This window comes from Hymenobacter busanensis, from assembly GCF_008727865.1.
Lineage (GTDB): Bacteria > Bacteroidota > Bacteroidia > Cytophagales > Hymenobacteraceae > Solirubrum > Solirubrum busanense.
Window position 1 is genome coordinate 522,233 of record NZ_VTWU01000005.1, and the last position, 13,314, is coordinate 535,546.

The 13,314-nt window shown below is 64.4% G+C and carries 12 protein-coding genes; 8 read left to right on the plus strand and 4 right to left on the minus strand.

What is annotated here, in order from left to right:
- Positions 1-8: 8 nt before the first annotated feature.
- Positions 9-935: an ATP-binding cassette domain-containing protein gene (locus F0P96_RS15615; RefSeq protein WP_151079839.1), complete on the minus strand. Its 927-nt coding sequence runs from the start codon at positions 933-935 to the stop codon at positions 9-11.
- A gap of 310 nt (positions 936-1,245) precedes the next feature.
- Between F0P96_RS15615 and F0P96_RS15620 the strand changes: the two genes are divergently transcribed.
- The 5 genes from F0P96_RS15620 (at position 1,246) to uvrB (ending at position 7,773) form a co-directional block, all read left to right on the plus strand.
- Positions 1,246-2,352, plus strand: coding sequence for a sensor histidine kinase (locus F0P96_RS15620; protein ID WP_160620350.1), 1,107 nt, complete (start codon positions 1,246-1,248; stop codon positions 2,350-2,352).
- A gap of 47 nt (positions 2,353-2,399) precedes the next feature.
- The gene (locus F0P96_RS15625; protein WP_151079841.1) at positions 2,400-3,146 is read left to right on the plus strand and encodes a LytR/AlgR family response regulator transcription factor; all 747 of its coding nucleotides are present in this window, start codon (positions 2,400-2,402) and stop codon (positions 3,144-3,146) included.
- A 253-nt stretch (positions 3,147-3,399) separates the two neighbouring features.
- Positions 3,400-4,047, plus strand: a complete 648-nt coding sequence (locus F0P96_RS15630; RefSeq protein WP_235917491.1) for an RNA polymerase sigma factor — start codon at positions 3,400-3,402, stop codon at positions 4,045-4,047.
- A complete protein-coding gene (locus F0P96_RS15635) occupies positions 4,028-5,584 on the plus strand; it encodes a hypothetical protein (RefSeq protein WP_151079843.1) in 1,557 nt (518 codons plus the stop codon). Before F0P96_RS15630 ends, F0P96_RS15635 begins: the two co-directional genes overlap by 20 nt.
- Before the next feature lie 149 nt (positions 5,585-5,733).
- Positions 5,734-7,773: an excinuclease ABC subunit UvrB gene (gene uvrB, locus F0P96_RS15640; RefSeq protein WP_151079844.1), complete on the plus strand. Its 2,040-nt coding sequence runs from the start codon at positions 5,734-5,736 to the stop codon at positions 7,771-7,773.
- A 278-nt stretch (positions 7,774-8,051) separates the two neighbouring features.
- Here uvrB and F0P96_RS15645 read toward each other — a convergent pair whose 3' ends face one another.
- Genes F0P96_RS15645 through F0P96_RS15655 form a run of 3 tightly spaced genes read right to left on the minus strand, consistent with a single transcriptional unit; the run spans position 8,052 to position 9,595 of the window.
- Positions 8,052-8,510, minus strand: a complete 459-nt coding sequence (locus F0P96_RS15645; RefSeq protein ID WP_151079845.1) for a hypothetical protein — start codon at positions 8,508-8,510, stop codon at positions 8,052-8,054.
- A 26-nt stretch (positions 8,511-8,536) separates the two neighbouring features.
- Entirely contained in the window at positions 8,537-9,049 is a 513-nt protein-coding gene (locus F0P96_RS15650; RefSeq protein WP_151079846.1) for a DUF421 domain-containing protein, read from the minus strand.
- 15 nt (positions 9,050-9,064) lie between these two features.
- On the minus strand, positions 9,065-9,595 hold the full coding sequence (locus F0P96_RS15655) for an inorganic diphosphatase (protein ID WP_160620352.1): 531 nt from the start codon (positions 9,593-9,595) through the stop codon (positions 9,065-9,067).
- A 197-nt stretch (positions 9,596-9,792) separates the two neighbouring features.
- Here F0P96_RS15655 and F0P96_RS15660 point away from each other — a divergent pair, with 197 nt between their 5' ends.
- The 3 genes from F0P96_RS15660 (at position 9,793) to F0P96_RS15670 (ending at position 13,191) form a co-directional block, all read left to right on the plus strand.
- Complete coding sequence (locus F0P96_RS15660) at positions 9,793-10,191, plus strand: hypothetical protein (protein ID WP_151079848.1); 399 nt, start codon at positions 9,793-9,795, stop codon at positions 10,189-10,191.
- A 199-nt stretch (positions 10,192-10,390) separates the two neighbouring features.
- Entirely contained in the window at positions 10,391-11,170 is a 780-nt protein-coding gene (locus tag F0P96_RS15665) for a response regulator (protein ID WP_338074400.1), read from the plus strand.
- A gap of 143 nt (positions 11,171-11,313) precedes the next feature.
- Positions 11,314-13,191 (plus strand): sensor histidine kinase, encoded by a 1,878-nt coding sequence (locus tag F0P96_RS15670; RefSeq protein WP_151079849.1) that lies wholly within the window; start codon positions 11,314-11,316, stop codon positions 13,189-13,191.
- The last annotated feature ends 123 nt before the right edge of the window (positions 13,192-13,314 follow it).

Here is a 13,314-nt window from a genome sequence, read left to right on the forward strand (position 1 = left end):
AGAAAGACTTAGAGGGCGGTGGCTTCGGTGAGGTGCAGGAAGGTTTGTTCGAGGCTGGGCTGCTCGCAGCGCAGGCTGTAGAGCGGCTGCCCGGCGCTTACCAGCTCCTGCGCCAGGTAGGCCATCTGCTCGGGCGACTGGTAGGGCAGCGCCAGCGTGCCGGTGGCCAGCACGCGGGCGGCGCCAAACTCCAGCGGCAGCAGGTTGCGGCAGCGTTCCGCATCGTCGGTTTCGATGACGACCTGAGCCCGGCCGCTTTGCTGGCGCTGCAGCTCGCGCACGGTCCCCTGAAACGCCAGCCGGCCCTGCTGAATCACGCCCACGTGCGTGGCCATCCGCTCGATTTCGCTGATGAGGTGGCTCGACAGCAGAATGGTTTTGCCGTGTTCTTGCTGCAGGCGCAGCAGCAGGGCGCGCATCTCGGTAATGCCCTGCGGGTCGAGGCCGTTGGTGGGCTCATCGAGGATGAGCAAATCCGGGTCGGGCAATAGCGCCAGGGCCAAGCCCAGGCGCTGCCGCATGCCCAGCGAATAGGCCCGCACCGGGCGGTGGGCATCGGCCGAGAGGCCCACCAGCGTCAGGACCTCGGCGGTGCGGTGCCGGGGCAGGCCCCGCAGGCGGCGCGTTGCTTCCACGTTCTCGAAACCGTTGAGGTGGTCGTAGAGCGAAGGCATTTCGATGAGGGCGCCCACGCGGCCCAGCAGCGGCAGCCGGTGCTGGGCCAGGTCGTGCCCGAAAAGCTGCACGCTACCGGCCGGGGCGGGCAACAGGCCCAGCAGAATGCGCAGCGTGGTGCTTTTGCCGGCGCCGTTCGGCCCCAGAAAGCCGTAGATGCTGGCCGGCGGTACGTGCAGGTTCACGTCGTGCAGAATGGGGCGCTTGCCGTAGCTGAACGAGAGGCCGCGGGTTTCAACGAGCGGGGGAGGGGTAAGCATGGTTTCGGAGGTGGGGTTGAGAGGCAGAACTGGCTCAAACGTAGAGGGCGCGTTTTTCCCTTGCCGGGGAATTCAACCAACCCCGCTGCCTTCTCCCAAAACGCCGAAATCGAACCCACCAACCCCAAACTCCCGGCCAGCCGCGCTGCCGGGCCCGGCCAGCGCACGTTGTAGCCCGGCAGCAGCGGGTTGGTTGACGTTTGGGCGGCGTTGGTTGAAAACGGCCTCACTGCCCGCCGAGTCCCCTTACCTTGCTTACCGCCTGCAGCCCGACTTCAGCCCTGCGCGGCGCAGTAGTATGTTTGTTTCCTTGCCCCGTCGTTTCCATATCAGCCTGCCGTTGCGCTCGACGCGCCTCGCCGCCACGGCCGAGGCACCCACCGCGGTACCGTGGTGGGTGCACGTGCTCTGGCTGTCGGTGCTGGCGAGTACCGATGTGCTCCAGACCGTGTCGTCGATGAACGGCAAAATGCCGCCGGCCTGGCCCCAGCACCTCACGCGTTTGGTAGTCAACGACGCCCTGGCCTCGCTGCTGTTCTATTTCAACTGGGTGGTGCTCATTCCCCGCACCCTCACGCAGAGCCGGCTGGGCGCGTTTGCCCTCGGGGTGCTGGGCCTGCTGGCGCTGTTTATTCCCTTGCGCATCGGTAGCGCCGTACTGCTGCAGCCCCTCACCCAATTTAACGAACCGCACAGCCGCTGGATGGCCTACACCGTAGCGGGTGTGGTGACGGGCCTGATGACCATTTTCTTCAGCTCGGGCGTGAAAATTACCGGCGACTACCTGCTGGTGCAGCGCAACCGCCGGGAGCTGGAGCGCCAGCAGCTGCTCACCGAGTTGTCGCTCCTGAAAATGCAGGTCAACCCGCACTTCCTCTTCAACACGCTCAACAACATCTACTCCTTAGCCAGCCAGAAGTCCGACCGCGCCCCGGAGGCCGTGTTGCGCTTGGCCGAAATCATGCGCTACATGCTCTACGAGAGCAGTGCCGACACCGTGCCGCTGGAAAAGGAATTGGCCCATTTGCGCAGTTTCCTCGATTTGCAGCGCCTGCGCCTGCCGGCCGGTGCCACCGACGCCATCGTGTTCGAAAGCCAGGGCCTGCCCGCCGCCGCCGACTTCCCCATTGCGCCCATGCTGCTGCTGCCACTCGTCGAAAACGCTTTCAAGCACGGCGACTTGTCGGCCCGGCCGGTTGTGGTCATCAGCCTCCATATAAAGGCGAACCACGAGCTACGCTTTGCCGTGCGCAACCCCGTGGCCCCCGAAGGCACGCACCCGCTCGACCAGCCCGGCGGCGTGGGCCTCACCAATTTGCACCGCCGCCTCGAGCTGCTGTACCCCGGCCGCTACAGCCTGACCGTCAGTAAGCCCGGTGGCCAGCACGAGGTGGTGCTTACCCTGCGCAACGAGTAACTTGCCCTACGGCGCCCCGCTTTTTTCCTCCTCTTTGCCTCTATAGTATGCGTCCGCTTACCTGCGTGATTATCGACGACGAACCCCTGGCCCTCGACCTGCTAGCCGGCTACTGCGAGCAGGTGCCCGGGCTGGAGCTGAAAGGCCAGTTTCACGACGCGCTGGTGGCGCTGGCCTTCGTGCAGGATCATCCCGTCGACATCGTGTTCGTCGATATTCACATGCCGCGCATCACCGGCCTGCAACTGGTGCAGCTGCTGCCCAAGCCCGGCCCGCACGTCATCTTCACCACGGCCTACAACCAGTACGCCGTGCAGAGCTACGAGCTGAGCGCCGTCGACTACCTGCTCAAGCCCATCGGCTTCGACCGGTTTTTGCAGGCCGTGAACAAAGTGCGCACCCAAACCCAGGCGGCCGCTACCCCGTTGCCGGCTGCTGCGCCGCCCGCCGAAGCTGCCGCGCTGCCCGCCGCGCCCGATGCCATGTTTGTCAAAAACGAGCACCGCCTGCAGCGCGTGGCTTTCGATGACATCCTTTACATCGAGGGCATGAAGGAGTACCTGATGATTTACACCGAAGGCAGCAAGATTCTTACCCTGCAGTCGTTTCGGCGGGTGGAGGAAGTGCTGCCGCCCGAGCGGTTTGCGCGCATCCACAAGTCCTACATCGTGGCCCTCAACCGCATCGAGCACGTGGAGCGCGGCAAAGTGCAGGTAGCCGGCCGCCTGCTGCCCATCGGCGACACCTACCGCGACTCGTTCAACGCCCTCATCAAGGCCCAAAACCTGCTTTAGCGAGCTGCGGCGGTGGTTTCGGCGGCGCGTACCAGAAAAAAATACGCGGCTTGCAACCCCGGCTGCCTCCCCCGACTCATATCCACACTGGCCCGCAAGGCCGCACCTTCACAGTAGTGACCAATAGGCGTATGACGCGCAGCTACTTTCCTTATCCGCCTGACCGCCGCCTGGCCGCGGCAGGCCCCAATACCGGACCCGCGGGCCGGAGCGGACAATGAGTGCCTTGGCTGCGTCGCTTTCGGGCGGCGGAGTGAGCAAGCTGTTCGGCGCCTTGGCGCCCACGGCCGAGCCGCAAGTCAACCAACCCACCGCCATGCCCGTGAAGCCGCTGCAACCGTCGGCCAAATGGACCGAAGCCGAGTTGATTGACGCCTGCCTGGCCGGAAGCCGGGTGGCGCAAAAGGAACTCTACGTGCGCTACGCCAGCCGCATGCTGGCCGTGTGCATGCGCTACGCCACCACCACCTTCGAGGCCGAAGACGTGCTGCAGGAAGGCTTTGTGACGGTGTACAACAACCTGCGGCTGTTCCGGCGCGAATGCCCGCTGGAGTTCTGGATTCGGCGCATCATGATCAACGCCGCCCTGCGCCAGCACCGCCGCAGCGCCGCCATGCTGGCCGTTACCGAAAACGAATACCCCGAAACCATTGCCGACGAGGAGTTCATTCTGTCGAATTACTCGTTTGAAGAGTTGTTGAAAATGATTCAGGATTTGGCACCGCGCTACCGCATGGTGTTCAACCTGTTCGCCATCGAAGGTTACGGCCACAAAGAAATCGGCGACATGCTGGGCATTTCGGAAGGAACCAGCAAGTCGCAGTACGCCCGCGCCCGCGTCATTCTCAAAACCAAGCTGGAACGCCTCGATTACCGCCACAATGATTCCGTCTACCGATAATACCCCCGAGCAGCGGCCCACCGGCAACCTGGAGGACTTGTTCCGCCAGAAGTTTGCCGACGCCGAACTAACGCCCCGCGCCGACGTGTGGGAGCGGCTCGACCACGACCTGCTGGTGCGTCAGAACGAAGGCTACCGCCGTCGGCTGGGTGTGTGGCGCTGGGCTGCCGCGGCGGCCTGCGCCGTGGCCACGCTCAGCGGCGGGGCCTGGCTCACGCAGCAAGGCCGCTCCACCCGTGCTTCTTCTGAGGTGGCCGCTGTTGCTACGCTACGCGAAACCATTGCTCCAAATGCAGCGACGGAGCCGGTCGAGCGCCGCGCCGCGGCCGAGGCTGAAACGACGCAAGGGCTGGCCTCTGCCAGCTCGCAGCCTATGAACTCGGGCCTCGCCGCCGGTACCGCTGCCGAACAGGGCTTCGCGCAAGCCGGGGCAGAAGCTGCCCAAGCATCAGAGCAGGGCGTGAATCAGCAGCGTGCCCGGGCAGCTATGTCGGGCCTCGGCAGCAGCCTTGCCGCTTCTGGCAGCCAAGAGCGGGCTATTGCCGGCATGGGCCGCGCCGCCGGCACCTCGTCGGTTGCGGCTGGGTTCGGCAGCCGTTCCGAGGCCGCCTACTCCGGCGCCGACGCCGTGGCTTCGCTGGCTGGGCTTCGTATGGAGGCCGACCTGCTGAATCCGGTAGCAGCTTCATTGCGCGGTGGCGCCGGCTTCGGCCGCCCCGATTCGCTCAAGGCCTTCTTGCACCAGGCGCCGCCCATGCTGGCTTTTGCCGAAGCGCCTGGCCCGCAAGCGGAGGACGACAAGCACGCCCCGGCCGCCCGCAACTGGCGCTGGCGCGGCGGGTACTCGGCCTCGCGCTTTGTGCCCAACTTTGCGGTAAGCAGCGTGTCCGTTGCCGACGCGGGGTTCCCGGCCGTTACCAATTCGCCGTCGATGAGCCGCCCGGCCAAGTTCATTACCAAGACCGTTCCGGTGCTGGCCGCTGGCATTGCCCACCGCGGGCAACTGGGCGGCAGCCTGCAGGTGGGCAAGCGGTGGAGCATTGTAACGGGAGGAGAAGTGGCCAGCATTGCCGGCAACACCACGGTGGAGGAAAACCCCACCAATCTTTACCCCAACGGCACGCCCATGGTGGCCTATCGGCAGCCGGCGCAACGCGCCGCCCGCTACCATTTTGCTACGGCCGGCGTGCCGGTACAGGCGCGCTACAGCGGGCAGAAATCGGGGTGGTCGGTGTATGCGGCCGTGGGCGCGGCCGTGAACGTGCTGCTGCGCAACCGCCTCGAAGCCGATGGGCAGGAAGTGGCTGACGAGGTTTCCTACAACCGCCTGCTGGCCTCGGCCCGCGGCGACATGGGTGTGCAGTTTGCCTCGGCCAAAGCCCCGTGGAAGTTCATGATTGGCCCCGAAGCCGAGGTAGGCTTGAACACCCTGAATGCCAATGCCAGTGGCACCTGGCTGGAGCGCACCAAACCGTACTCCATTGGCCTGGCCGCCAGCGTGGAGTTCGGCGCCCGCAAACCCGACGCGCAGCCGTAGAAGCGCGTTGCCCGCGCCCGCTGCTGCTGTAGTTCTGTTGCAAACCCGCCGCCCACACCGGGCGGCGGGTTTTTCTTTTTTTCAGCGGAAACCTCCCGCCTGCAGTCGGAGTTAAGAAGGGTTATCTTTCCCGCTCAATTTCGCGCCGCATGGAGTTTCAACTGACCTCTGATTTCAAGCCCACCGGCGACCAGCCCAAAGCCATTGCCCAACTCGCGGCCGGCGTCGAATCGGGCGAACCGTCGCAGGTGCTGCTGGGGGCCACGGGTACCGGCAAGACGTTTACCGTAGCCAATGTCATTGCCCAAACGGGCCGCCCGGCCTTGATTCTGGCCCACAACAAAACCCTGGCTGCCCAGCTCTACGGCGAGTTCAAGGCTTTCTTCCCCAACAACGCCGTCGAGTACTACATCAGCTACTACGACTACTACCAGCCCGAGGCCTACATCGCGTCGACGGACGTGTTCATCGAGAAAGACCTGGCCATCAACCAGGAAATCGAGAAGCTGCGGCTGCACGCTACGTCGTCCTTGCTCAGTGGGCGGCGCGACGTGATTGTGGTGGCGTCGGTGTCGTGCATCTACGGCATTGGCAACCCCGAGGAATTCGGGAAGAACCTGATTTTTCTGCGGCCGGGGCTGAAATTCTCGCGCAACAACCTGCTCTACCAGTTCGTGCAGATTCTGTACGCCCGCACCGAGCAGGAATTCACCCGCGGCACCTTCCGCGTGAAGGGCGACACGGTGGACATCTTTCCGGCCTACCTCGACTACGCTTATCGCGTCTTCTTCTTCGGCGACGAAATCGAGGCCATTCACCGCATTGAGCCCGATTCGGGGAAGAAAATCATGGAAGAAAAAGAGGTGTCGATTTTCCCGGCCAACCTCTTCGTGACCGGCAAAGACACGCTCAACCAGGCCATCAAGGAAATTCAGTACGACATGGTGCAGCAGCACGCCTACTTCGAGAAAGAAGGGCGTGACAGCGAAGCCAAGCGCATTGTGGAGCGCACCGAGTTCGACCTGGAAATGATTCGGGAACTGGGCTACTGCTCGGGCATCGAGAACTACTCGCGCTACTTCGACCGGCGGGCCCCCGGTGCCCGGCCGTTCTGTTTGCTCGACTACTTTCCCAAAGATTACCTGCTCGTTGTCGACGAAAGCCACGCCACCATGCCCCAGATTCGGGCCATGTGGGGCGGCGACCGGAGCCGTAAAACGGCCCTGGTGGAGTACGGTTTCCGGTTGCCGAGTGCCATGGACAACCGCCCGCTCACGTTCAACGAGTTCGAGAGCATGTACCAGCAAGCCATTTTCGTGTCGGCCACCCCGGCCGACTACGAGCTGGAGCGCTCCGGTGGCGTAGTGGTGGAACAGATTATTCGCCCCACCGGTTTGCTTGACCCGGAAATCGAAATCCGGCCCAGCATCAACCAAATCGACGACTTGCTCGACGAAGTGGACAACCGCGTGAAAATGGGCGACCGGGTGCTGGTGACGACGCTGACCAAGCGCATGGCCGAGGAGTTGACCAAGTACATGGAGCGCCTCAACATCAAGGTGAGCTACGTGCACTCCGACGTGAAAACGCTCGACCGCGTGGAAATTCTGCGGCAGTTGCGCCTGGGCGAAATCGACGTGCTCATCGGCGTGAACCTGCTGCGCGAAGGCCTGGACTTGCCGGAAGTGTCGTTGGTTGCCATTCTGGATGCCGACAAGGAAGGCTTCCTGCGCGACCAGCGCAGCCTGATCCAGACCATGGGCCGCGCCGCCCGTAACGACCGCGGCAAAGTCATCATGTACGCCGACCGCATTACCGGCTCGATGCAGCGCGCCATGGACGAAACCAACCGCCGCCGCGCCACCCAGATGGCCTACAACGAGGAGCACGGCATCACGCCGCGCACCGTGCGCAAGTCGCGCGAGGCCATTATGGACCAGACTTCGCTGTCGGACTTCCGCATTCCCGAGCCGCAGGCCTACGCCGGCCCCGATGAAAACGGCATTGGGCTGGCCATTGCGGCCGAGCCGGTGGTGGCCATGATGAACCGCGCCGACCTGGAAAAGCTCATCAAGCAAACCGAAAAGCAGATGGAGGCCGCCGCCAAGGAACTGGACTTCCTGCAAGCCGCCAAGTTCCGCGACGAGTTGGCCTCGCTGCGGCAGCTGCTAAAGACTAAGCGGGAGTAGAACCGGTCCGGTTTCCCAATGCCCTTAAGTGCCCCGCGCCTAATGCCGACAGCCTTCCTGATCATCGGAAGGCCGTTGGCACAAGGCGCGGGGCATTTTTGCTTCCCTGAAACCCCACCGCTACTTGTACCAACACACTTTGGCCTCGCCGAAAGTCCGTTGGTACAAGTCTCGAAACCCTTTGGCATTCCGAAAAGGGTCCCGCGACTTGTCGCGAAGGCAGTTGAGGGGCAATGCATCATCGGCCGATAATGCATGAGCCGGGCCAATAGCCGCCGCTACGGCGCGGAAAGTGCCGCATCCAGGGCAGCACGAATCTGCGGTTCGTCGGGAAGCTGCACGGCGCAGCCGGGCAGGCCGGGCTGGGGCGCCACGCCCGTGAGGTTGCGGCCATCGACAAGCACGGTAGGTGAGCTGTAGCCGCGGATGCGCTCGGGCAGGGTGGTGTCGGACGGGAGAGTATGGCCGTTGAGCTGCACGGTGGCGGGCGTAGGCAGGGCGTCTTCGGGCACCAGCCAGCGGTTTAGTCGCATGCGGTGCTGCACCTCGGGGTGTTGCTGCTGCCAGCCGGCCACGGTGTGCTGCACCGTGCGGTACACCTGCGCCGAATTGGGGCAGGTAGGGCCGTAAATGAGGTCGACAACGATGGAGGGCGGGAGGCTGGGCTGACGGGCGTGGCAGCCTAGCACGGCGGCACACAGCACGGGCGCGGCCCACCGGATGGTGCGGGTAAGCATGCCGCAAGTTAACCCCTGCGAAACGCTCAATCAGGGCGCTTTGGCTTCTGCACTACGCTGATGCGGCCGTCGCGCTCCAGCCGGGCCGTTTCTACTTCGCGAACCTCGTCGGTACCGCCGGCCTCGCGGATGCCCTGGAGCAGGTCGCGCTTGCTGAGGTTGTTGCGGCGCAGGTTGCCGTAGTGGATGCGGCCGTTTTCGACCAGCACATAGGAGCTGCCCTTGATGATGCGCCCGACGGTTTGGTTGTGAAAAGCCGCCCACGCCAGCAGCCGGTGCAAGAGCACCAGCACCACGCAGGCTACGATGGTGCCGCCCAACGGCGAAGCCGCCACAACGGCGCGGCTGAGCACGGCCCCGAGAATGATCTGAATGACGACATCGAACGGAGTGCTGTTGCCGAAAGTGCGTTTGCCCGACAGGCGCAATAAGGCCAACGCCACGCAAAACACCAGTACGGCCCGCGCTGCCATCTGGCCCGCTTCAATGGTGTCGGAGTCGGCACTCAGGCCCAGCAGCTGGTCAAAAAAGGCGTTCATAACGGGTATGAATGGCTAGCTCACAGCCGCCTGGGCCTTGTGTACCAATTCCTCGGCCCGCTTTTTTCCGCTGCGGCGCACCACCCGGAAGGGCTGGCCCTTGGCTTGGTTGTAGGAGTCGAAGAAGTGCTCGATTTCGCGCAGCAGCTGGGGCGGCAGGTCGCCGATGTCGTGCAGGTGGCGGTGCTCCCGCGACTCGGCGGCTACGGCCAGCAGCCGGTCGTTGCGCTGCGGGTGGCCGTTCTCGGGCTGTTCGGCTTCGAGCACGCCGATGACGCGGGCTTCGACCACGGTGCCGGGGTAGGTGGGCGCGTCCATCAGCAAGAGCACGTCGAGTGGGTCGCCGTCGTCGGCTAGGGTTGAGGGCACAAAGCCGAAATCGTAGGGAAAGGAGCTGCCTTCGGGCAGTACGCCTTTGAGCAGGAACGCGCCCAGCTCGGGGTCGAAGGCCAGCTTGTTGCGGCTGCCTTTGGGCGTTTCGATGACCACGTGCAGGCGGCGGGAGCCGGCGGCGTAGGCCGGCAGCTGGTGCAAGGCAGGAGGCATGGCGGGGAAGGAGGGAAGTGGAGTCCTGTATACCGCCATGCGCGGCGGTGTGTTACCGCAACGCGGCGCCCGTGCCGGAGCAGGCGGAAATTGGCTGAGGCGTACGGAAAATATGCCGGCGAAACCGCGCCAAATGTGCAAGCGCAGCCGCTTCTGGCTTTCTTTGCGGAAGTCCGTTTTACTCACTTCTCTCGTTTATGAAAACTTCTTTTTCCCGGTTCTGCGCCTGCGCGCTGTTGCTGTTGTTGCCTCTGTTGCCGCACGCGGTACGCGCCCAGGGCAAAGGCTACCTTTACATGCAAATGACCACCATCGAGTCGGTGGTGGCCGGGGGGCTGGGCCGCTCACGCGTCATGTTCACGCCCGAGTTCAAGGGCACGAAGGAGACGCCGATGGAAAACCTGTTCAGCCTCACCGGCATCAACATGAGCAACGTGCGCGCCAACGAAGAAACCATTCTGCGCTACCTCGGCGAAATCACCACCGACGGCTGGGAGCTGTTTCAGGTAACGCCGCTCACGCAAACGCTGCAGAGCGGCGGCAGCACCAACCAAGGCATTTTCATGACGCGCTACACGTTTCGCAAAGCCAAATAAGCCGGCGAACTGCTGGTAGCAGGCCGGCACAGCGTGGTAGTTGCTGTTAAAGCCGGGGTGGCCTTAGGGCCGCACCGGCTTTTTGGCGTCGGTGCCTGTGCTGAAAAAGCCGCTGGCCCTACTTCGGTTTGGTGCTTTATGCTGCGCTGCCGAACTTGGAAGCCGGCCCTATACGCTACCGGCCGTCCTTCTTCGCTATATGGCTATGACAACTAACCGGGTTCAGATTCTGATTGTGGAAGACGAAGCCGTGCTGGCCCTCGACCTAAGCGACATGCTGGAGGCCGAAGGCTATACCGTAATCGGCCCGGCCCGCACCGGCCGTCGGGCGCTGGAGCTGTTTGAGCAGCACCCGGTGGATTTGCTGCTCTGCGACATTCACATTCAGGGCGAGCTGGACGGCATCGAAACGGCCCGGGCGGTGCTGGCGCAGCGGGCGGTGCCGGTTATCTACCTCACGGCGCTGGGCGACAAGGACACCCTCGACCGCGCCCTGCAAACCACGCCGGCGGCCTACATGACCAAGCCCGCCACACCCACCGGGCTGCGCGCCGCCATCGAGCTGGCCCTCCACACCTTTGCGCGCCAGCTGCCCGTGCCCGCCGTGCTGCCCGCGGCCGCGCCGGCCGAGCGGGAGTCCCTGTCGCGCGAGTCGATTCTGCAGCTCGACGACCACGTATTCATCAAGTACAACCACCAGTTTGTGCGCATTCCGCTGTGCGACATTCTGCTGCTGGAGGCCGATAATACCTACACCACCCTGGTAACGCCCACGCGCAAATACGCCCTGCGGCTTACCCTCACGGCCATGCTGGAGCGGTTGCAGTTCCCGCAACTGGTGCGGGTGCACCGCTCCCACGCCGTCAATATCCAGCGCGTCGAGTCGTTCAGCGAAACCGAGGCGACCGTGGCGGGGCAACTGGTGCCGCTCGGGCGGCAATACAAAGAGGCCTTCCTGCAGCACTTTCAGTTTCGGTAAGGCACGGGGTTGACCTACCAAAAAAGAGTGTTCACACCCGGCCTTGCGCCGTTGGCCCCCACTTCGGCGCAACGCTTGGGCGAGGCTGCTACCTTGGCTCCGTTCTGTTTCCTCCGGCTGGGCGCCGGGCATTTTTTGCGGCCATGCTTCGTGTGCTTTTGCTTTTGTGCGTTGGGTGCCTGCTGGCGCTGTCGGCTGCCGCCCGGCCAGCGGCCACGCCCGCCGATACGCTGCGCCTGCGGCAGCTGTGTCGGCTCACCCAGGAGCAGCTGCTGCGCCACAACGATTCGGCCGTGGCCAGCAGCCGCTACATCGTGCGGGAAGCACGCCGCGCAGGCTATACCTACGGTTTGGCCCAGGGGTACTTTCTGCTTGGCAACGGCCTGCGCAACCGCAGCGAGTTCGACTCCAGCCTCTACTACGGCCAGAAAGCCCTGACGCTGTTCGACGCCCTGCACCTCGACGACGGCCGCTCGGCGGCGTACAATATGATGGCCCAGAACTACAAGCGCATGGGCGACGCGCAGGGCGTGCGGCTGCTCTCGCGCCGCGGCCTGCGGCTGGCGCGCCTGGCCGAAGCCGCGGCGCTGCGCGGCCCGCACTACGCGCAACTGAGCTGGGCCAACCTCTCGCTGGGCATCATCTACCGCGACCTGGGTCGTCTCGATTCGGCCCGGCCCTGCTACCTGAAAGCCATGTCCATTGCCCGGCAGCACCCGTTTCGGCCGTCGAGCCTGCCGGTGAGCTACGCCAACTACGGGCAACTGCTCATGGACAGTGGCGAAAGCCTGACCGGGGCTATCGGGTACTTCCGGCGGGCCATTCCGCTGTACCACGAGCAGGGCAACCGCAACGGACTGGAGCACGCCTACCGCAACCTCAGCTGGGCTTACCGCCAACAAGGCAACCTTCCCCGCGCGCTGGCTACCGCCGATACTGCCTTGGCCCTCGGGCGCGCCATCGGCGACCCGCACCGCCTCTGCAACTCGCTGGAAGCGGCCTATCTGGCCTACCGCGCCGCCGGCCGCTACCGGCAAGCCGTGGAGCTGCTCGACGAATGGAAGGAGCGCGAAAGCGCCTTCATCAACGCCGATGTTGCCAAGGCCGTGGCGACCGTGGAAGCGGCGTATGCCATCGAGAAAAAAGAAGCCCGCATTGCGCAACTGGCCCGGGAAAACGCCCACCAGGTGCGCCAGTTGTGGCTACTGGGCCTGGGCGCGGGGGCGCTGTCGTTGCTGCTGGGGCTGGCGGCGTGGCAGTACCGCATCATTCGGCGGAAAAACGCGCTGCTGCGCGCCACCAACCGCACCGTGTCGGACAACAACCTGCGCATTACCGAGCAGGCCGAGCGGCTCACCATCCTGATGAAGGAGCTGCACCACCGCGTGAAAAACAACCTGGCCATCGTATCGAGCCTGTTGCGGCTGCAGGCCAAGCGCCTCACCGACGAGGGCGCGGTGCAGGCGGTGCGCGAAGGGCAGCAGCGCGTGGAGGCCATGGCCCTGGTGCACCAGCGCCTCTACCAAACCGCCGACGTAACCACCGTGGACATGCAGCGCTACGTGACGGACCTGGTGGAAAGCCTGATGACGGCCTACGGTTACTCGCCCGACGACCTCGACCTGACGCTGACCGTGGAGCATCCGCCGCTGGACGTCGACCGCGCCGTGCCGCTGGGCTTGATTCTGAACGAGTTGCTCACCAACGCTTTCAAACACGCTTACCGCCATGTGCCGCACCCGGCATTGCGGGTATACCTGGGGCTGCGGGCTGCCGGGGAGCTGGTGCTGGAGGTGCAGGACAACGGCCCGGGCATCGAAACCGGGCAGTGGCAGCAAACCAGCGGCTCGTTCGGGCGCCGCCTCATCACGTCCCTTGCCGAGCAGCTCGACGGCCGCATGGAGCTGCGTAACCACGCCGGCGCCTTGTTTCGCTTGGTGGTGCCCGCCGCAGCCCCGGCAGCTTCGGTTGCGGCCGCCAAGGCGACAAGTGCCGACGCCCTGCGCCCGGCCTTGCCCTGACGCCGAGCGTTGCAGAGTACCCTTTTTTCGGCGCAACGCGGAGTCAAATGGCTTCTTTGCTGAAACCAAAAAAGGCAGTCCCTCGGCTGCCCTTTTTAGGTTGTGCTGAACTGCTTGGCGGCT

Excerpts from the sequence above, each read along its gene's own strand:
- F0P96_RS15615 (WP_151079839.1), bottom strand. The coding sequence starts at position 935 with ATGCTTACCCCTCCCCCGCTCGTTGAAACCCGCGGCCTCTCGTTCAGC.
- F0P96_RS15625 (WP_151079841.1), top strand. The coding sequence starts at position 2,400 with ATGCGTCCGCTTACCTGCGTGATTATCGACGACGAACCCCTGGCCCTC.
- F0P96_RS15635 (WP_151079843.1), top strand. The coding sequence starts at position 4,028 with ATGATTCCGTCTACCGATAATACCCCCGAGCAGCGGCCCACCGGCAAC.
- uvrB (WP_151079844.1), top strand. The coding sequence starts at position 5,734 with ATGGAGTTTCAACTGACCTCTGATTTCAAGCCCACCGGCGACCAGCCC.
- F0P96_RS15645 (WP_151079845.1), bottom strand. The coding sequence starts at position 8,510 with ATGCTTACCCGCACCATCCGGTGGGCCGCGCCCGTGCTGTGTGCCGCC.
- F0P96_RS15650 (WP_151079846.1), bottom strand. The coding sequence starts at position 9,049 with ATGAACGCCTTTTTTGACCAGCTGCTGGGCCTGAGTGCCGACTCCGAC.
- F0P96_RS15655 (WP_160620352.1), bottom strand. The coding sequence starts at position 9,595 with ATGCCTCCTGCCTTGCACCAGCTGCCGGCCTACGCCGCCGGCTCCCGC.
- F0P96_RS15660 (WP_151079848.1), top strand. The coding sequence starts at position 9,793 with ATGAAAACTTCTTTTTCCCGGTTCTGCGCCTGCGCGCTGTTGCTGTTG.
- F0P96_RS15665 (WP_338074400.1), top strand. The coding sequence starts at position 10,391 with ATGGCTATGACAACTAACCGGGTTCAGATTCTGATTGTGGAAGACGAA.
- F0P96_RS15670 (WP_151079849.1), top strand. The coding sequence starts at position 11,314 with ATGCTTCGTGTGCTTTTGCTTTTGTGCGTTGGGTGCCTGCTGGCGCTG.